Origin of the sequence: Devosia crocina, from assembly GCF_900116545.1 — a bacterium.
Classification (GTDB): Bacteria; Pseudomonadota; Alphaproteobacteria; order Rhizobiales; family Devosiaceae; genus Devosia; species Devosia crocina.
The window spans coordinates 722,773-740,256 of sequence record NZ_FPCK01000001.1; the positions used below are offsets into that span (position 1 = coordinate 722,773).

Sequence of the window (17,484 nt, forward strand, 5' to 3'; positions counted from 1 at the left end):
CCCTTTCGGGGGAAGATGGCGCACAGCGCCGGATGAGGCGGGTTTTCTCAATCTCAGTGGAGCTTGCGGCATGAACCAGCCTCTCCTCTCGATCAAAGACATGTCGATCACTTTTTCCTCGCCCGACGAGGCCGATATCGAGGCGGTGCGGCAGGTGGATCTGGTGCTCACGCCCGGCAAAACGCTGGCCCTTGTGGGGGAAAGCGGCTGCGGCAAGTCGGTGACCGCGCGGGCCGTGCTGCGGCTGCTCGACAAGAATGCGCGAATTCCCAAAGGCGAGATACTCTACGATGCCGAAGGAGGCAGGGTGGATATCGCCAGGCTTCACCCCGATAGCACGGCGATGCGCGCCATCCGCGGCAACCAGATCTCGATGATCTTCCAGGAGCCGATGAGTTCGCTTTCCCCGGTGCACACGATCGGTGACCAGATCGACGAAATTATCATCCTTCATCAGCGGTTGAGCCCGAAAAAGGCGCGTGAACGCACCATTTCGCTGCTCGACCAGGTGGGCATTCCCGGTGCGCGCGACCGGTCTAATGCCTATCCGTTCGAGCTTTCGGGCGGATTGCGTCAGCGAGCCATGATTGCCATGGCGCTGGCCTGCACGCCCAAGCTGCTGATCGCGGACGAGCCGACCACGGCGCTCGATGTGACGACGCAGGCGCAGATCCTCGATCTCCTGCGGCAGTTGCAGGCCGATTTCGGCATGGCGATGCTGTTTATCACCCATGACCTGGGTGTGGTCGCCGAGATCGCCGACGATATCGCTGTGATGTATCTGGGCGATGTGGTGGAGCAGGGCGATGTGTTCGAAGTGTTTCGGGCGCCCAAGCATCCTTATACGCAAGCGCTGATGAACTCGGTGCCGAGGCTGCAGCGCAAGGCCGAGCGGACGCGGCTGACCCCGATCAAAGGGACGGTGCCTTCGCCCAAGGACCGGCCGGTGGGCTGCGCCTTTACCAGCCGCTGCCCGCATGCCTTTGCCCCGTGCCCAGGCCAGCGGCCGGAACGCACGCCGGTCAGCCCCGGCCATGTGGCGCGCTGCCACCTTCTTACCCACGTACGCGAGGAGGCGCTCGCATGACGACGCTGCTTTCCGTCGAACATCTTTCCAAGGTCTTCACGCTCGGCGGCGGACTGTTCAAGCCCGGGCGCGAACTCGTGGCGCTCAACGATATCAGCCTCACCGTTGAAGCCGGTGAAACGCTCGCCATCGTGGGCGAAAGCGGTTGCGGCAAGACCACGCTGGGACGCTGCATCATCAAGGCGCAGCCGGTGAGCGAAGGCAAGGTCTTCTACCATCCCAAGGATGGGCAGAAGGTGGAACTCACCGAACTCGACAAGCGTGCCATCAAGCCCTGGCGGCGCGACATCCGCATGATCTTCCAGGATCCCATGAGTTCGCTCAACCCCAATATGCGGGTCTTCGATCTTGTGGCCGAACCATTGCGGGTGCATCGGATCTGCAAGGGGCGCGAGCTCGAAGACAGGGTCATTTCGACCCTTGGCAAGGTCGGCATACCGGCCGACGCCATCGGGCGTTATCCGCACGCCTTTTCCGGCGGGCAGCGCCAGCGCATCGGTATTGCAAGGGCCCTGGTGCTCGACCCCAAGCTGGTGATCGCCGACGAAGCGGTGTCAGCGCTCGATGTTTCGATCCAGGCGCAGGTGCTTAATCTGCTTGACGATCTCAAGCGCGAGTTCGGGCTGACCTATATTTTCATCAGCCACGATCTTGGGGTGGTCAACTATATCGCCGACCGGGTCATGGTGATGTATCTCGGGCATGTGGTGGAAACCGCGCCGACCGAGCAGTTGTTCGAGCGGCCGCGCCATCCCTATTCGGAGATGCTGCTCGAGGCCTTGCCCATCGCCGACCCGACCCGGCGCAAGGGGCAGAACAAGGAACTGCGCGGCGAGATCCCCTATCTCGGCAACCGCCCCATAGGCTGCCCCTTTCACACGCGCTGCCGCTACGCCCAGGACAAGTGCCGGGCCGAAAAGCCGGCCCTGCGCCCGATCAACGGCACGGCCCAGATGGCGGCCTGCCACTTCGCCGAAACACTCGAACTGAAGGGCGCTTACGAGGCGCCGCAGAAGGTCTTTGCTTGATGACGTATAACCCAGCTGCCGCCAATCCGCTCTTTGGCAATCCCCTCCGGTCGCGCCAGGACATCGAAAAGGCGCTGCGCGACCTGTTTGCGCCGCTGCTCCCCTATTTCTCGGAAGGCAGCGCGCGGGTGCGCGTCGACGGGGCGGCCGCCCATTTCGACCGCGCCGCTGCGGATCTCGAAGGTTTTGCCCGGCCGCTCTGGGGACTGACGCCGCTGGCTGCCGGAGGCGGAGAGTTCGAGCACTGGGCGCTGTTCCGCGAGGGCCTTGCCAATGGCATGGACCCCGATCATCCCGAATATTGGGGAACGGTGAACGGGATCGACCAGCGCCAGGTGGAGCTGGCCGCAATCGGGTTCACGCTCAAGGTGCTGCCGCATCTGGTGTGGGATCCGCAGCCTCAAGGGGCCAAGGACAATATCGCCGCCTATCTGACCCATGCCCGCAAGTTCGACTATGCGGACAATAACTGGAAGTTCTTCCGCATCCTGCTCGATATGGGCCTTGAGCAATGCGGGGTGCCCTTCGACGAAACATTGACGGAGAAGTTCCTCGACGAACTCGACGGGTTCTACCTTGGTGATGGCTGGTACCGGGACGGCAATGTACGGCGGATCGACCACTACATTCCTTTCGCCATGCACTTCTACGGCCTGATCTATGCCCGGCTGGGCAAGGACCGGAAACGGGCCGAGGCCTACCGCGAGCGGGCGGCGCTGTTTGCCCGGGATATCCAGCACTGGTTCGACGAAGACGGGGGCACGCTCGCTTTCGGGCGCAGCCTGACCTATCGGTTTGCCTGCGGCGGGTTTTGGGCCGCGCTGGCCTATGCCGATCTCGAAGCGCTGCCCTGGGGGGTGATCAAAGGCCACTATATGCGCCACTTGCGCTGGTGGGCGGACAAGCCGATCGCGCATGGCAATGGCGTGCTGTCGGTGGGTTTCGGCTATCCCAACCTCTTTATGTCCGAAAACTATAACTCGGGCGGCTCGCCCTATTGGGCGCTCAAAGCCTTCCTGCCGCTGGCGCTGCCGGCCGAGCACCCCTTCTGGACGGCAGAAGAGGTAGAGGCCGACTTCGACGCCAAGCCTGTGCCGCTCAAACATCCCGGCATGGTGATGCAGCACAGCAAGGGCAATGTGGTGGCGCTTTCGAGCGGCCAGCAAAACTGGCAGATGCGGGCCGGGTCGGAAAAATATGCCAAGTTCGTTTATTCGAGCCGCTATGGCTTTTCGGTCGAAACCGATGAGCGCGCCTATAATGCCGGGTGTTTCGACGGCATGCTGGCCCTCTCGGACGACAACCGGCACTACCGGGTGCGCGAAAGCAACGAAACCGCGCAGATTGCGGAAAACTGCCTCTTCGCCGTCTGGAAGCCCTGGGGCGATGTGACGGTGGAAACCTGGCTCGTGCCGGCCGGCCACTGGCATATCCGGGTGCACCGGATTACGACGCCACGGGCGCTGCATACCACGGAAGGGGGCTTTGCCATTCCGCGTGCCGACTTCAATGCCGACACCTGCACGGACGAGACGGGCCGCGCTCTTGCAAAGGGAGAGACCGATGTGGCTGCGATCCTTGATCTCGGCGGGCAGCGGCAGGGCCGCGCCTTCAGGGCCTTGCCCAACACCAACCTGATCGTTGCCAAGACGATCGTGCCGCAGCTGCGTGGGGAGGTCGCGGCGGGGACGACGGTGCTGATGACGGCGGCGATGGCGTTGCCGGCAGGAAGCGAGGCAGAAGATGCCTTGGCCAATCCGCCGAAGGCTCCCGACCTCGAAGCGCTTGAAGCGCTTTTCGGGCGAGAGGGCACCGATGTCAGCGCCATTCTGGTGCCGGAGCGGTTCTGATGCGGCCCAAACTCCTTTTTGCGATGGCGGCGGACAAGACAAGGCATGTCTTCGATGCGGCAACGATCGAGAGGCTTGCTCAAAGTTGCGAAATCCTGCGGCGCGAGCCGGTGGAAGGATTTGCCGAGCCTGAGGCAGGGCGTCTCCTTGGGGAGGCGGAAATCCTCGTGACCGGGTGGGGGTGTCCGATGCTGAGCCCGGATATCCTGCGGGCAGCACCCAGGCTGCGGCTGATCGCGCATGCGGCGGGCACGGTGAAGTTCACGGTCGATCCTTCCGCCTATGCCGCCGGAATCCGGGTGACGCATTCGGCCGATGCCAATGCGGTGCCGGTGGCCGAGTTCACGCTTGCCGCGATCCTGTTTTCGGCCAAGAACATCTTTACGTTGCGCGATCTCTATCGGGCCGACCGCACCCGCCGCACGAGCTATGCCATGTGCGATGGCGAGATCGGGAACTTCCGCAAGACGGTCGGGATCGTGGGTGCGTCTCGGATCGGCCGGCGGGTGATCCAACTGTTGCGCCAGTTTGATTTCGATGTCCTGCTTTATGATCCGTTTGCGCGCAGCGACGATGCCGGGCTTGCCGGGGTTGAACTGGTGGAACTCGATGCCCTGATGGCACGGTCAGACGTCGTTTCGATCCACGCCCCTTCGCTGCCCTCGACCAGAGGCATGATCGGGGCACGGCAACTCAAGCTGATGAAGGACGGCGCCACGTTTATCAATACCGCGCGGGGTGCGCTGATCGATGAGGCAGCGCTGATCAGGGAACTGCAGACGGAACGGATTTTTGGGGTGATCGATGTGACCGATCCCGAAATTCCCCCCGCAGGGTCTCCGCTCTTTAGCTTGCCCAACGTGTTTCTGACCCCGCATGTGGCCGGCGCGATCGGCACGGAACGCCTGCGGCTGGGGCTGATGGCGACCGAGGAAATTGAGCGGTTCGTGCGCGGCGAGCCCATGAGGCATGAGGTGCAGCCGGAATTGCTGGAGAGATTGGCGTGATGGACGAGCATTCCCGCTCATCCGGTGCTGCGCGCCACCTTCTCCCCGAGCGGGAGAAGAATGAACCAGTGGCCGCTTCTGATCCCATGCCTGCCGGGGATAGGGGTGAGGAGGGCTGGCATCAGGCGCGCCTTCAATATCTCACCTGGGACCGAACGCCCGAGGACATCGAGAGCCAGGAACATCGTGGGCGGCAGGCTGAGCTCGCGCTGCGCGCGGGGGCGAGTTTTGCGCCCGACGCCTATGTGGCGGCAGATGCGGCCGTTTTCACCACCCACCTCGTGATGGGGGAGAAAAGCTGGATCGGCGGGCATGCGCTGGTGCGGGGCGATGTGGAATTCGGCGCTCATTGCACGGTCAATTCCTATGCAATGATTTCGGGCAAGGTGCGTTGCGGTGATGGCGTACGGATCGCGAGTCACGCTTCGCTCGTCGGCTTCAATCACGGTTTCGACGATCCGGATGTGCCCATTTACCTGCAAAAGCACGAAAGCCGCGGCATCGTGGTCGAGGACGATGTCTGGATCGGCGCCAATGCGGTGCTGGTCGATGGGGTGAGGGTGGGACGTGGAGCGGTCATCGCGGCAGGGGCGGTGGTCAGCAAGGATGTGCCATCCATGGCCATCGTCGGCGGGGTGCCGGCAAAGGTGCTGCGACGGAGGGGACAGCATGGGCGGTATGCGGAGACACGCCAGCGTCTGACCGTGCTTGGCGAGCGGGCGGCGCGCCAGTTCCAGACGATCCTTGCCGGGAACCGGGATGGCGGTGATTATTTGTCGCGCGATGCGAGCGGAGAAGGCAGGCGCAGCATTCGTCACCTTTGCGATGCCATCGAGATTGCGGCAGGTTTCGACGCGCTGCCGGATGGGCTCGACATCGACGCTGCTATCGAGCGGCTCAAAAGCGTGCAGGACCGCGAAACCGGACTCCTGCCCGACCCTTTCCAGACGCCTCGGGATGGTGTGGCGCTGCGCGATGACGGTCTCGCACTCTATAATGTGCTGGCGGTCGGCTATGCGCTGGAAACGCTGGGCACGCATCTTCGCTACCCCGTGGCAGCGGTCGAAGTGCCGGCGGCCGAGCTTTGCGCCTGGCTCGATGGCCTTGCCTGGCGGCGCCGGGCCTGGGGCTCCGGGGCGGTGGTCGATGCGATCGGAACGGCGCTCTATTTCAATGCGCGCTATTTTTCGACCGGGACCTCGCGGGAGACGCTGTTCGGCTGGCTGGCGCTGAGGCAGGATCGCGCTTCGGGTCTGTGGGGTTCGCCGCGGGCCGAGGACGGCCTGTTGCAACCGGTCAACGGCTTTTACCGGCTGACGCGCGGCACCTATGCCCAGTTCGGCCTCGCCGTGCCGCGGCCGGAGGCGGCGATCGACTCGGTGCTGCTCAACTATCGCAATTTCGGCGGCTTTTCGGGCCCGACCTATACAGCCTGCAACCTGCTCGACACGATCCATCCGCTGCTTTTGTGCCTGATGCAGACCGATCATCGGCGGGGCGAGACCGAGGAAATTGCGCGGGCGGTCATTGCCCGGGCAGGCGAGCGCTGGGTGGATGACCGGGGTTTTGCCTTTGCCGATGGCCAGGAGCCGGGGCTGCAGGGCACGGAGATGTGGCTCTCGGTGGTGCATCTGGCTGCAAAGCTGCTGGGGCTCGAGGATGCTTTCGCGTTCGTGCCGAAGGGGGTGCATCGGACGGAGGCTGTGGGGCTGGGAGTTTAGCTCTTATTCTTCTCCCCCTCGGGAGAAGGTGGCGCAATGCGCCGGACGAGGGGATGTTTTGGTGTGAGCGAAGAGATCCCCCCTCACCGACTCGGCCTGCGGCCGAGCCACCTCTCCCCCAGAGGGAGAGGAATAGAAAGGATCGGACTATGACAAAAAGAGCACTCGTCGTTTGGGGGGGAATGGAGCTGCATACGCCAGAGCGCGGGGCGCATGTGGTGCGTGACCTTCTGGAGGAGGAGGGTTTTGCGGTAACCGTGACGCCCGATTACGATGCGTTGGGGGCCGAGGATGTCGGCAGCAATGACCTTGTGGTGCCGGTGATCACCGACGGGGTGCTCGCGCCCGAAAAGATGAACAATCTGATCGCCGCGATCAGGGCAGGGACGGGGCTTGCGGGCTACCACATGGGGTTGGCTACGACGTTTCGCGCAAGCGTGCCGTTTCGCTATGCGGCCAGCGTGTACTGGGTGCAGCACCCTGGCAATATCATCACGTACAAGGTCGATGTGACGCGCAGCGATCATCCCATCATGGCTGGGATCGAGAGTTTCGAGCACACCTCGGAGCAGTATTATCTCAACTACGATCCGGCGGTCGAAGTTTTGGCGACGACGACGTTTTCGGGCGAGTTTCACCCCTGGCGCAAGGATGTGGTGATGCCGGTCGTGTTCACCACCACGCATGACCGGGGGCGGGTGTTTTATTCTTCGCTCGGGCACACGGCGGACGAGCTGGAGATTCCGCAGGTGCGGACGATTTTGCAGCGCGGATTGGTGTGGGCGGCGCGGGGATGAGGGGTTCTTATTGCTGCTGCGCGGCCTCGGCCTGCCTGCGCAAGACTTCGGACTCGGGCAAGGCATTGGCGTATTGAAGTTCGCGATTGGCGCGCGCCCAGAAGGCGGGGTGGACCTTGTCGAGAAGGGCAGGGGCGGTCGGGGCGAGCGCCAGGGTTGCGGCAAGCGCGTCGTCGAGAAAGAGGATGGCGTTCTGGCGGTACCAGGCGGGAATGGCTTCGTCGGTCCAGATCCTTGGGCGCAGGACGTCATAGGCTTTTTTGCCGTGGGCGGCGAAAAGCACGGCCCAGTAGCTCGGCCATTGCTCGTTCACATGGCCGACGCCGCCCTGGCCGGGAATGGCGGCGGAAAACAGGATCGCGGGCGCCATGAGGGAGAGATCGGCTACGAAACCGGGGGCGCGGGCAGGGGACAGGTGCTCGGCGACTTCGAGCGAAAGCGCGAGATCGACCCGGGGGCCTGCGAAGGGCGTTTCAAGATCATGGTTTTGAAAAGCGATCGCCTGGTCATCGAGCATGGCGGGCGTAACCCAGCTGCCCTCGATGCCGAAGCGGCTTTCCGCGCCGGAAGCGGACAGAAAGGTGCCGGTGCCGCAGCCGATATCAGCAACGTGGCGGCGCGGCAGGTTCGGGGGCAGGATGGCAAAGATGGCGCGTGCCGCATGAGCGGTGTGAAGGCGGCGGTTGGCGTAGAAATCGGCGGGGTATAGCGCGGTGGTCATGTGGCCCGGTCTCCTTGCAGAAAGCTTACCCCAGGGGCGCCAGGCAAAGCGAGTTCCTGATGGGTGGAGTCGGAACCTTGTGCAAGGCAGCCCGTTGCTCGGGCAGCGTCACCCTTCATGAAATTCTGGAGACGATAAATGGCTGAAAAGCAACTCGACGATCTGTTTCTCGATACGCTCAAAGACATCTACTACGCAGAACGGCAAATCCTGAAGGCTCTGCCGAAAATGGCGAAGGCTGCGACCTCGCCCGAACTCAAGGCAGGTTTCGAACAGCACCAGCAGGAAACGGAAGGCCAGGTCGAGCGCTTGCAGCAAGTGTTCGAGCATCTGGGCAAGCCGGCCCGCGGCAAGACCTGCGACGCCATCCTCGGCATTATCGAGGAAGGCAAGGAAATCATGGACGAATACAAGGGCACCCAGGCGCTCGATGCCGGTCTGGTGGCTGCAGCACAGGCTGTGGAGCACTATGAGATCGCCCGCTACGGCACGCTCGTGACCTGGGCCAAGCAGCTCGGCCACACCGAGATCGCCCAGCTTCTTTCCGAAACGCTCAAGGAAGAAGAAGCCACCGACAAGAAGCTGAGCCAGGTGGCGCTCAAGACCGTCAATCAGAAGGCCGCATAGGCCTTCTTCCAGGGTGGACGGGCAAGCGTCCACCCTCTCCTCTTTTTGCGGATGCCATGCACAGAAATCCCGATCTCGCCACGCGTATTCGCGACACGGCTTATTTTCTCTGGGAGCAGGACGGCAGGCCCGAGGGCCGCGCCATGGACTATTGGCTGAAAGCCAAGCAGATGTTGCAGCGGCAAATGGCCTATGACCGGTGGCTGGCGGACGGAACGCCCCCAGATCAGTCGGACCTGCACTGGCATGAGGCAGGGCGCGAAATCGAGGAGAAATGAAATCGGGCCCGGTGGGGCCCGTTTTGCGTCAGGGGATTGCCTCTAATCCGTCACTACGGGGCAGGTCCCTGTAGTCCTTGCCGAGGGAGATGGATTGCCGGGACGAGCCCGGCAATGACGGCAAGAGGAAACGATCAAAGCATGTGGCCGCTGCCCTTCAAGCATAGCTCTGCGAGCCTGAGCTGCTCAAAACGCCCCACTGGGGAGATTTTGCCGCCAGAGGCGGCCGACGATCAGTCCTTGGCGCGTTCGACGTAGGAATTGTCTTCGGTCAGGATGACGATGCGGGTGCCGGCGTCGATATGGGGCGGGACCATGACGCGCAGGCCATTGTTGAGCACGGCGGGCTTATAGGAAGAGGAAGCGGTCTGGCCCTTGACGACCGGCTCGGTCTCGACGATCTCGAAGGTCATGCGCTGGGGCAGTTCCATGGAGAGCGCGATGCCTTCATGGGTCATGAGGTGCACCTTCATGCCATCCGAGAGATAGGCCTTCTGGTCGCCGATGACGTCGTCGGAGACGACGAGCTGCTCGTAGGTCTCCGGCTCCATGAAGTGGTGGCCTTCGCCATCGGAATAGAGATAGTCGTAGACGCGATCATCGACGTCGGCCTTTTCGACCATTTCCACAGTGCGCCAGCGGCCGAGCACCTTCACGCCATCGGAAATGCGGCGCATGGTGACGTTGGTCACCGAATTGCCCTTGCCGGGGTGAACGTTTTCGGCGGTGAGCACGACGTGGAGGTTGCCGTCCTGCTCGACCACGTGGCCCTTGCGCAGGGACGAGGCGATGACCTTGACCATTTTTCTTCCTTGTTCGATCACTAGGCGCGTAATAGAGGCAGGGCCGTCCGCACGCCGATAAGCTATTGTCGAGCGCCCGATACCCTATTCCGCGCCCTTTCGCCAGCCTAGACGGCAGAAAACCCGCATGAGTTCGATCAACCCCGTCCATTCCTCGCCCTGGTGGGCGCCCGAGCGCCATATGGACCGGCGGCCGATCCTGCTGGCGCGCAATCGCATCGATTCGAGGATCCGCAACTGGCTGGCGGAGAACGATTTTCTCCTGGTCGATCCGCCTGGGCTGCAGCGCTCGCCGGGCAACGAGACGCACCTGCATGCTTTTCAAACAACGATGATCGGCAATGACGGTGTGGGGGACACGATGTTTTTCCATACCTCGCCCGAGTTCACCATGAAAAAGCTGCTGGCAGCGGGGGAGACGCGTATCGCGAGCCTGCAGCACGTCTGGCGCAACCGCGAGCGCTCGGCGCTGCACCATCCCGAATTCACCATGCTCGAATGGTATCGGGCAGGAGCGCCTTATGATGTGGTGATCGCCGATACGCTGGGGTTCATCCGGCTTGCCGCCGACACAACCGGTATTGCGCGGTTCAGCTTTCGCGACCGCGACTGTGACCCGCGCCTCGAAGCCGAACGCATCAGCGTTGCCGAGGCTTTCCTCGCTCATGCCGGGATCGATCTCCTCGCGAGCATGGATGCGGATGGCGTGCCTGATGGCGCGGCACTGGCCGGGCAGATGGCGGCGCAGGGGCTCGCCGTGCCCGAGGACACCAGCTGGAGCTATCTTTTCAGCCGGATCCTTGTTGAAAAAGTCGAGCCGGAGTTGGGCAATGGGCGGGTCACCGTGCTCGATCGCTACCCGGCTTGCGAAGCGGCGCTGGCGCGGCGTGTGCCGGGGGACCGGCGGGTTGCCGAACGGTTCGAGGTTTATGCTTCAGGCGTCGAGCTGGCCAATGGTTTCGGCGAATTGACTGATGCGGCCGAGCAGAGAGAGCGGTTCGTCGCGGAAATGGATGAGAAGGAGCGCATTTATGGCGAGCGCTACCGGATCGACGAGGATTTTTTGGCCGCGCTCGAATTGATGCCGGAGGCGAGCGGGGTGGCGTTGGGGTTTGATCGGCTGGTGATGCTGGCCACAGGTGCGCCACGGATCGAGGCGGTGCTTTGGGCGCCGGTGGCGGAATGAGCAAGCGTGAAAGGGCATTTGCGCGGGCTGAAGAGCCCCTCACCCTGACCCTCTCCCCAGGGGGGCGAGGGGACGATGGGGTTGGAGGCAGTTCCAAAGTTGAGTCTTCCTCCTGTGCCGCGGTTTCAGTTCCTGCGTCCCCTCGCCCCTCTGGGGAGAGGGTCAGGGTGAGGGGCGCTGCGCTCAAGACGGTCGCCGACCTCGAGGCAGTGAACCTGGTTCCGGCCGAGAGTGGTCTTGACCCTGTCGCAGAAAAGTACGCCATTGGCATCACTCCCGCCGTGCTCGACCTCATGGATCGGTCGGATCCAGCAGACCCGATTGCGCGCCAGTTCGTGCCGACCGTGGCTGAACTCCAGACGACTCCAGAGGAGCGGGCTGATCCGATTGGAGATTTGTGCCATTCCCCCGTGGAAGGGATCGTGCATCGCTATCCCGATCGGGTGCTGCTCAAGGCGGTGCATGTTTGTCCGGTTTATTGCCGGTTCTGTTTCCGGCGCGAGATGGTCGGGCCGCAGGGATTGGGCACCCTGACGGGGTCGGAACTCGATGCGGCAATGGACTATATCGCCAGCCACGAGGAAATCTGGGAGGTCATCCTGACCGGGGGCGACCCGCTGGTGCTTTCGCCGCGGCGGCTCAAAAGTCTGATGGAGCGGCTGGCGGCGATCGAGCATGTCAGGATCGTGCGCTTTCATACGCGGGTGCCCGTGGTCGAGCCGGAACGCGTTAATGACGAGATGGTCGCGGCGCTCTTGGCGAGCGGCAAGACGACCTATCTCGCCGTCCACGCCAACCATCCGCGCGAGTTTTCGCCGGACGCGCGGCTTGCGTTCAGGCGCTTGGTCGATGGTGGGGTCGTGCTGATCAGTCAATCGGTGCTGCTGCGCGGGGTCAATGACGATGTGGACACGCTCGCGGCCCTGATGCGGGGCTTTGTCGAGAACCGGATCAAGCCCTACTACCTCCATCACCCGGACCTTGCGCCGGGAACGAGCCATTTCCGCATCGGCATAGAAGAGGGGCAAAAGCTCGTCGCAGCTCTGCGCGGGCGGATCTCGGGACTGTGCCAGCCGACCTATGTGCTCGATATCCCCGGCGGGCATGGCAAGGCCGATATCGGCGCGGGGACTGTTGCAGGTGGAGACGGTTGTTTCACCGTGCGGGACTGGCAGGGGCGCGAACACGCCTATCCGCCCGCCGAGTAGGGATTTCCACAGCGCGGGAAATGCCATGTCTGGTTCACACCAGCGTGATCCTGTCAAATCCAAGTCGATTCGGGCCCGATACTGACAACCCGCAGAGGTCATCCATGTCCCAGGTCACGCTTCCCCTTCCCAGTCGCTCGATCGAGATCACGGGGCGCCCATTTGCGATGCCGGCAGCGTTTCTCTTTACCGTCGTCATCCTCTCGGCCATGGCGATTGGGCTTGCCATCTGGCAGGGGCCGGGCCTGTGGCGCGACTGGCAGATCAGCCAAAACCCGCTCACGCTCGACGACTGGGACATGGTCGAGGGCGAGTGTTCGTCACGCCGTGGATTGACCGATTGCGAAGCCGATGTGACCTATAGCTATCAGGGCACCAGCTACGGGACACACATCTCGCTCGCCTTTCTCGATTTCGCGAGCGGCGATTATCTGGTTGATCTCGTGATCTCGGCCGATGATCCGGAGCTCGCTACGATCAGCCTCGGCCTCGACATGCTGTGGAACAGGATGGCGGTCTTTGCCGTCTTCATGTTGCTGTTTGGCGGTGGTGCGATGGCCATGATCTGGGGTGCGATCAAGGCGAACCAGGCCAATGGCGCAGCAAAGGCTCCAGGGCGCATGGACGTGGTGCCCGTCCGGATCGCTGGTGTCGACGAAAAGCGGGCGGACAAATATGTCGCCTATCACCGCCTCGACAATGGCAAGCGCAAGGGCAGTATCATCCGCACGCATTTTCGCGCCGGCGAACAGCCGATGATGGCCATCGGCGCCGATGGCGGCTGGTATGGCGTAGCGGTTAAGCCGGAGCATCTGTCGATGCCGGTCATCCTCGATCGTGGCCTCACGCGCCTCGACCTTTCCGAGAGCGAACGCCAGCAGGCGCTTGCGGCTTTCGAGGCCGAGCAACAAAGGCGCGGGGTCGTGCCGGGGGAGGCAGCGAAGCCCAAGAAGCAGGGACCAAACTGGGCACGCGGACTGCTGGCTGGTGGCGGTGTCTTGCTGCTCGCCGTCGTCGCCTTCTTTGGGTTCTGGCTTTACTATGTTCTGGCCGCGCCAGACGCGTTCGACCCCGTCGGCATCGAGATCAACAACGTCATGCCCGGGCCGCTCAACACCTGGGGCTGCGAGCAGCTTTATGCCCGCTTTGGCGACGAAAGCGCGCCGTTCGGGTGCGTGGGTGATGATTACGTAAGCTGGAAGGTGGCGGGGGAGAAGACGAAGGTGAAGAGTTAGTCAGCTCACACAGACTGAAGATCGCTGGAGCCTCCCCCTCATCCGGCGCTGCGCGCCACCTTCTCCCCGAGAGGGAGAAGAATAAGGGGTCCCTCCCTCAGCCCGGAGCTCACCCGATTTAGCCTGCGAATCCGGTGTTCCTCTCCCTCTCGGGGAGAGGTGGCTCGGCAGAGCCGAGTCGGTGAAGGGGATTGTTCGCACTCGCCCAAACTGAGTCTAAGTCTTCGCCGGCCCTGCCGGAAAAATCCCCGACATGACCACAAAGCCCGGCACGCGCCGGACGCGGTCGGTCCAGCGGCGTAGGGCCGGGTAATCCTGCCGCGAGATGCCGCCTTCTTCGGACAGCATGACATAGGGGAAGCAGGCAATGTCGGCGGTGGTCGGATGGCTTGGCGCGCAGAGCCAGTCGCGGCCGGACTTTTCACCGAACCAGAGATGTTCGTCCATCAGCCGGAAAATGCGATGGGCGCCTTTTCGCGATTTTTCGATATCGAAATTGTATCCATAGCCCAGCGCCAGGCGGGCGGCCGAAGAGGTGGCCGTGATGTCATCGGCAACGGCATGCCAGCGCAGGATCTCGGCGGTGACAGCGGGGTCATCAGGGAACCACTGTCCGCTCGTGTCGTATTTTTTCGCGAGGTAGGCGAGGATGGCGCCGGAGTCCGAAAGGGTCAGTTCGCCGTCCTGCAAGACCGGCAATTGGCCGAAGGGATTAAGGCGCAGGAACCAGTCCGATTTGTGTTCGCGGCCGGGGAAAAAATCAACGGGATGAATCCCATAGGCGACATCGAGAATGTTCATCAGGAGCCGCAGCTTGTAGCAGTTGCCCGAGAGTTCGAAGTCGTAAAGGGTGATCATGGGTTCACCAAAATTCTGTTGGCCATCATTGCCCGGCTTGACCGGGCAATCCATGCCGCAGCGGTAATCGAAGGGTGGATCACCCGGACAAGCCGGGTGATGACGGTGGTGGTTGGGGACGTGATCATGATCAGATATCCAATACGAGCCTTGGCCCTTTGGCGCGGCTGACGCAGGTCATTATGCAGGTGTTGGAGGCTTTTTCGGTCTTGTTGAGATAGACGTCCTGGTGGTCCACTTCGCCCTCGATGACGCCGGTGAGGCAGGTGCCGCAAGCGCCCTGCTCGCAGGAGGAGGGGACGGTGAGCCCGGCTTCGCGCATGGTTTCGAGAATCGTCCTGCCGGCGGGGACGTGCAGCGTCATGGCCGAGCGGGCGAGTTCGACGTCGAAGGCGGAGGAGGCGTCGATGACCTTGTCGTTCTGGAAATATTCGAAATGGATGGCTTCATCGGGCCATCCGAGGGCGGACGCGGTTTGCTGCACCATTTCGAGCATGGTGCCGGGGCCGCAGATATAGACGTGATTGGCGAATTGGTAGGGGCCGAGCACTTCGGCGACCTTGGCCGTGATGGCTTCGCGCCCGAGGCCGACATGCCGGTCGATGCTGCCATGGAGCACGTCGAGTTCGCTTGAAAAGGCAAGGCGCTCGCTCTGGCGCGTGAAATAGTGCAGCTCGTACTTGAGGCTCGACTTGTCGAGGAAGCGTGCCATGGAGAGGAGTGGCGTGATGCCGATGCCGCCGGCGATCAGCACCGTGCGGGTGGCGTCGCGGCGCAGCGGGAAATTGTTGCGCGGCTCGGAAATTGCGAGCACGTCGCCTTCGCGCACCGTTTCGACCAGCACTTTAGAGCCGCCCTTGGAGGCGCTCTCCTGCTTGACGCCGATAACGTAGGAGTTGAGGTCGCCGGGGCCGTTGGTGAGCGAATATTGGCGCACGAGGCCATTGGGCAGGTGCACGTCGATATGGGCGCCGGGCTGGAAGGTGGGCAGATACCTGCCGTCACGATCGGCAAGCTCGAAGCCGATCACGCCCTCGGCGCTCTTCCACTTGCGCTTGACGACGACGGTGATGGTGTTGCCGCGCGGGACGGCGATGTCGGGCATGGTCGAAAGCTCGGCCGAGACTTTTTCGAAGACCGGCTGCAGCGGCTCGGGGGCGGGCTTTCTCGCGGCGGCGCGCTCGAGGCGGTCGCGCAGCTTAGTTAGGGTCTCGTTGTGGTGGCGCAGGGCGGCCATGGCGTCGTGAGGCTGGCCGGCCAGGAGGCCCCGGATGACCGCACGGCCGGCATCGACCGGCTGGACGAAAAAGACAGCGGCGCCGAGGCGAACGGCCATGCCGGGCAAGAGATCGGCGGGCTGATCATCGGGCGCGAGGCGCGCAAGGCCGGCCACGACGTCTTCGGGCGCGGCATCGACGGGCATTGGTCGGAGCGGGAACCAGTCTTCGCCCTGGGCCCCGTCAAAAGGAGCGAAAGGCTGATCGTCATTGGCGGCGGACCAGATAAGGCCAAAGGCTTCCCGCACCGGGTATTTGCGATTTTCGATGCGCCGGGACGGGGCGTCAGCGGGGTGAGCCGGAATATAGGTGCAGCCGGCGGACTGATTGGCATAGCGCCAGCCGTGATACTGGCACTTGAGCTCCTGGCCCTCGTTGATGCCGATGGAAAGGCGGACGCCGCGATGAAGACAGCGGTTTTCCCAGACGTTGACATTGCCATCGTCGGCGCGCCAGACGGCGAGTTCGCGGCCGAGCAGCTGGCCCTGATAGACGTGGCGGAAGGGCAGGTCCTCGCTGGAAGCAATGGGGTACCAGGTGGGGTCGGACAGACTGAGGGGCATGGTCGATCAGATCCTGTTCTCTTTATGCCGCGTTTCCGAACCGCAAAACCGGAAGGCCACTTTTGCTGGAAACGCTATGAGGGATCGCGCCACGATCGAATTTTTAGTCACGAATTGCCCTGGCGTACGGGGCAGTCCGTCTCTGGCTCGCCGTGAAAAACTACGAGGCCTGCGGGATCACGCCGTATGTGATGCCCTTCTGGCTCAGCCAGCGGCGATAGGCGATGGCGCTCTTGTCGGCGCGGATCGGGGTTTCCGAACGGGGGTCGAGCGGCAGTTTCTTGGGATACTGGTTTTCCAAGATCGGCTTGTCCTGGCCGAAGATGGTCTGCTGGAAGCGGCGGAGGTCGGTGATGGTCGAGGTGGAATCGATCATCGACTGCAGGAGGTGGGCCCGGCAGGTTTCCTCGGTCATGGGCTGAAGGAAGATGCCGATGACGTCGCGGCGGCTTTCGTCCTCGGGGCAGGACTTGTAGAGCACCGAGCAGAAGGGGTGCGGCACGCGATAGACATATTCGACTTCCATCGCCGTGGTCGCCGACTTGGCGGCGCGCGGCTGCATGAACTTGCACTTGGTGGCAAGAACTTCGTCGCGCTCTTCGGAGACTTCGACGTCGTATTCCTTGACCTCGGTATGCGGTTCCGAGCCCAGAATGTCGGTGTGGACATAGGGGAAGTGGCCCATGTCGAGAAAATTCTCGACGGCGCGGGGCGCCGAGACGTGGATGCCGATCGAGCCGCAACTCATGTTGACGCGGTCGGGTTCGGCGAATTCGGGGATAGGGAAGAGCTCGGCCGAAGGCGTGCCGAGACAGGTCCAGGTATAGCCGTAGGCTGTGCGGACCGGCAGCCGGTCGAGCACGGTTTCGCTGTCGATCTCGTCGCCATTTTCTTCGCCGGTCGCCAACCACGCGACGGGCTCGCCATCAATGCCGCGCGTCAGGGCTATGCGCCGGTCGAGAAGGAGCGTTGTTTCGATCTGGCCGATGGGCAGTTCATTGGTGGCGGCTACCACGTGCCAGAGGTCGCGGGTGATCGGATCGGGGGCTTTGGGCATGGGGCGGTCTCAACTTTGAGCTCAAGAATAACGAGCCGCCTGCGCGCTGCCAAGAAAAAGTGCGCAAGGGTGGTGCGCGCTCAAAGCATGGGCAGGGCATGCCGCTCTCCCCAACGCCGTCATCACTGGGGTTGTCCTGGTGAACCATGCAGCAGTCCGGTGAGCGCAAAGAGATGGATTG

Annotated in this window: 17 protein-coding genes; 11 read left to right on the forward strand and 6 right to left on the reverse strand. The window is 62.9% G+C overall.

Annotation, left to right across the window (positions count from 1 at the left end; genetic code table 11):
• The first annotated feature begins 70 nt into the window (after window positions 1–70).
• The 6 genes from BM364_RS03320 (at window position 71) to BM364_RS03345 (ending at window position 7,490) form a co-directional block, all read left to right on the forward strand.
• Complete coding sequence (locus BM364_RS03320) at window positions 71–1,087, forward strand: ABC transporter ATP-binding protein (RefSeq protein ID WP_092420874.1); 1,017 nt, start codon at window positions 71–73, stop codon at window positions 1,085–1,087.
• Window positions 1,084–2,115, forward strand: a complete 1,032-nt coding sequence (locus tag BM364_RS03325) for an ABC transporter ATP-binding protein (RefSeq protein WP_092420877.1) — start codon at window positions 1,084–1,086, stop codon at window positions 2,113–2,115. Before BM364_RS03320 ends, BM364_RS03325 begins: the two co-directional genes overlap by 4 nt.
• A complete protein-coding gene (locus BM364_RS03330; RefSeq protein ID WP_092420880.1) occupies window positions 2,115–3,965 on the forward strand; it encodes a DUF2264 domain-containing protein in 1,851 nt (616 codons plus the stop codon). The genes BM364_RS03325 and BM364_RS03330 overlap by 1 nt, the downstream gene beginning before the upstream one ends.
• A complete protein-coding gene (locus BM364_RS03335) occupies window positions 3,962–4,972 on the forward strand; it encodes a hydroxyacid dehydrogenase (protein ID WP_092420883.1) in 1,011 nt (336 codons plus the stop codon). Before BM364_RS03330 ends, BM364_RS03335 begins: the two co-directional genes overlap by 4 nt.
• A gap of 86 nt (window positions 4,973–5,058) precedes the next feature.
• Complete coding sequence (locus tag BM364_RS03340) at window positions 5,059–6,693, forward strand: acyltransferase (protein WP_092423827.1); 1,635 nt, start codon at window positions 5,059–5,061, stop codon at window positions 6,691–6,693.
• A 149-nt stretch (window positions 6,694–6,842) separates the two neighbouring features.
• Window positions 6,843–7,490, forward strand: a complete 648-nt coding sequence (locus BM364_RS03345; protein ID WP_092420886.1) for a ThuA domain-containing protein — start codon at window positions 6,843–6,845, stop codon at window positions 7,488–7,490.
• A gap of 7 nt (window positions 7,491–7,497) precedes the next feature.
• Here BM364_RS03345 and BM364_RS03350 read toward each other — a convergent pair whose 3' ends face one another.
• Window positions 7,498–8,211, reverse strand: a complete 714-nt coding sequence (locus BM364_RS03350; protein WP_092420889.1) for a class I SAM-dependent methyltransferase — start codon at window positions 8,209–8,211, stop codon at window positions 7,498–7,500.
• Window positions 8,212–8,349: 138 nt separating this feature from the next.
• Between BM364_RS03350 and BM364_RS03355 the strand changes: the two genes are divergently transcribed.
• Together BM364_RS03355 and BM364_RS03360 are read left to right on the forward strand one after the other, a co-directional pair.
• Window positions 8,350–8,838, forward strand: a complete 489-nt coding sequence (locus tag BM364_RS03355; RefSeq protein ID WP_092420892.1) for a YciE/YciF ferroxidase family protein — start codon at window positions 8,350–8,352, stop codon at window positions 8,836–8,838.
• A 56-nt stretch (window positions 8,839–8,894) separates the two neighbouring features.
• Window positions 8,895–9,116, forward strand: coding sequence for a DUF2934 domain-containing protein (locus BM364_RS03360; protein WP_092420894.1), 222 nt, complete (start codon window positions 8,895–8,897; stop codon window positions 9,114–9,116).
• A gap of 233 nt (window positions 9,117–9,349) precedes the next feature.
• Here the strand turns inward: BM364_RS03360 and efp are convergent, their stop codons facing one another.
• Window positions 9,350–9,919 carry an elongation factor P gene (gene efp, locus BM364_RS03365; protein WP_092420897.1) on the reverse strand — a complete coding sequence of 190 codons (570 nt, stop codon included), beginning with the start codon at window positions 9,917–9,919 and terminating at the stop codon, window positions 9,350–9,352.
• 127 nt (window positions 9,920–10,046) lie between these two features.
• On the opposite strand from efp, the gene epmA reads away from it, so the two are divergent.
• The 3 genes from epmA to BM364_RS03380 all read left to right on the forward strand — a co-directional run bounded on the left by epmA (window position 10,047) and on the right by BM364_RS03380 (window position 13,548).
• Window positions 10,047–11,105 carry an EF-P lysine aminoacylase EpmA gene (gene epmA, locus BM364_RS03370; protein WP_092420900.1) on the forward strand — a complete coding sequence of 353 codons (1,059 nt, stop codon included), beginning with the start codon at window positions 10,047–10,049 and terminating at the stop codon, window positions 11,103–11,105.
• Window positions 11,106–11,272: 167 nt separating this feature from the next.
• Entirely contained in the window at window positions 11,273–12,313 is a 1,041-nt protein-coding gene (locus BM364_RS03375; protein WP_244542756.1) for a lysine-2,3-aminomutase-like protein, read from the forward strand.
• Between the two features lie 104 nt (window positions 12,314–12,417).
• The gene (locus tag BM364_RS03380) at window positions 12,418–13,548 is read left to right on the forward strand and encodes a hypothetical protein (protein WP_092420906.1); all 1,131 of its coding nucleotides are present in this window, start codon (window positions 12,418–12,420) and stop codon (window positions 13,546–13,548) included.
• Window positions 13,549–13,764: 216 nt separating this feature from the next.
• Here the strand turns inward: BM364_RS03380 and BM364_RS03385 are convergent, their stop codons facing one another.
• The 4 genes from BM364_RS03385 to BM364_RS03395 form a co-directional block, all read right to left on the reverse strand.
• Window positions 13,765–14,406 (reverse strand): glutathione S-transferase family protein, encoded by a 642-nt coding sequence (locus tag BM364_RS03385; RefSeq protein ID WP_092423829.1) that lies wholly within the window; start codon window positions 14,404–14,406, stop codon window positions 13,765–13,767.
• Window positions 14,403–14,534, reverse strand: coding sequence for a hypothetical protein (locus tag BM364_RS18720; protein ID WP_280140615.1), 132 nt, complete (start codon window positions 14,532–14,534; stop codon window positions 14,403–14,405). Before BM364_RS18720 ends, BM364_RS03385 begins: the two co-directional genes overlap by 4 nt.
• A gap of 2 nt (window positions 14,535–14,536) precedes the next feature.
• On the reverse strand, window positions 14,537–16,246 hold the full coding sequence (locus BM364_RS03390; RefSeq protein ID WP_092420909.1) for a Rieske 2Fe-2S domain-containing protein: 1,710 nt from the start codon (window positions 16,244–16,246) through the stop codon (window positions 14,537–14,539).
• 160 nt (window positions 16,247–16,406) lie between these two features.
• Window positions 16,407–17,303, reverse strand: coding sequence for an aromatic ring-hydroxylating oxygenase subunit alpha (locus tag BM364_RS03395; protein ID WP_092420912.1), 897 nt, complete (start codon window positions 17,301–17,303; stop codon window positions 16,407–16,409).
• Between the last annotated feature and the right edge of the window lie 181 nt (window positions 17,304–17,484).

Bases quoted from the DNA above. Each gene is read 5' to 3' on its own strand.
- BM364_RS03320 (WP_092420874.1), top strand. From the start codon at position 71: ATGAACCAGCCTCTCCTCTCGATCAAAGACATGTCGATCACTTTTTCC.
- BM364_RS03325 (WP_092420877.1), top strand. From the start codon at position 1,084: ATGACGACGCTGCTTTCCGTCGAACATCTTTCCAAGGTCTTCACGCTC.
- BM364_RS03330 (WP_092420880.1), top strand. From the start codon at position 2,115: ATGACGTATAACCCAGCTGCCGCCAATCCGCTCTTTGGCAATCCCCTC.
- BM364_RS03340 (WP_092423827.1), top strand. From the start codon at position 5,059: ATGCCTGCCGGGGATAGGGGTGAGGAGGGCTGGCATCAGGCGCGCCTT.
- BM364_RS03345 (WP_092420886.1), top strand. From the start codon at position 6,843: ATGACAAAAAGAGCACTCGTCGTTTGGGGGGGAATGGAGCTGCATACG.
- BM364_RS03350 (WP_092420889.1), bottom strand. From the start codon at position 8,211: ATGACCACCGCGCTATACCCCGCCGATTTCTACGCCAACCGCCGCCTT.
- BM364_RS03355 (WP_092420892.1), top strand. From the start codon at position 8,350: ATGGCTGAAAAGCAACTCGACGATCTGTTTCTCGATACGCTCAAAGAC.
- BM364_RS03360 (WP_092420894.1), top strand. From the start codon at position 8,895: ATGCACAGAAATCCCGATCTCGCCACGCGTATTCGCGACACGGCTTAT.
- efp (WP_092420897.1), bottom strand. From the start codon at position 9,919: ATGGTCAAGGTCATCGCCTCGTCCCTGCGCAAGGGCCACGTGGTCGAG.
- epmA (WP_092420900.1), top strand. From the start codon at position 10,047: ATGAGTTCGATCAACCCCGTCCATTCCTCGCCCTGGTGGGCGCCCGAG.
- BM364_RS03380 (WP_092420906.1), top strand. From the start codon at position 12,418: ATGTCCCAGGTCACGCTTCCCCTTCCCAGTCGCTCGATCGAGATCACG.
- BM364_RS03385 (WP_092423829.1), bottom strand. From the start codon at position 14,406: ATGATCACCCTTTACGACTTCGAACTCTCGGGCAACTGCTACAAGCTG.
- BM364_RS18720 (WP_280140615.1), bottom strand. From the start codon at position 14,534: ATGATCACGTCCCCAACCACCACCGTCATCACCCGGCTTGTCCGGGTG.
- BM364_RS03390 (WP_092420909.1), bottom strand. From the start codon at position 16,246: ATGCCCCTCAGTCTGTCCGACCCCACCTGGTACCCCATTGCTTCCAGC.
- BM364_RS03395 (WP_092420912.1), bottom strand. From the start codon at position 17,303: ATGCCCAAAGCCCCCGATCCGATCACCCGCGACCTCTGGCACGTGGTA.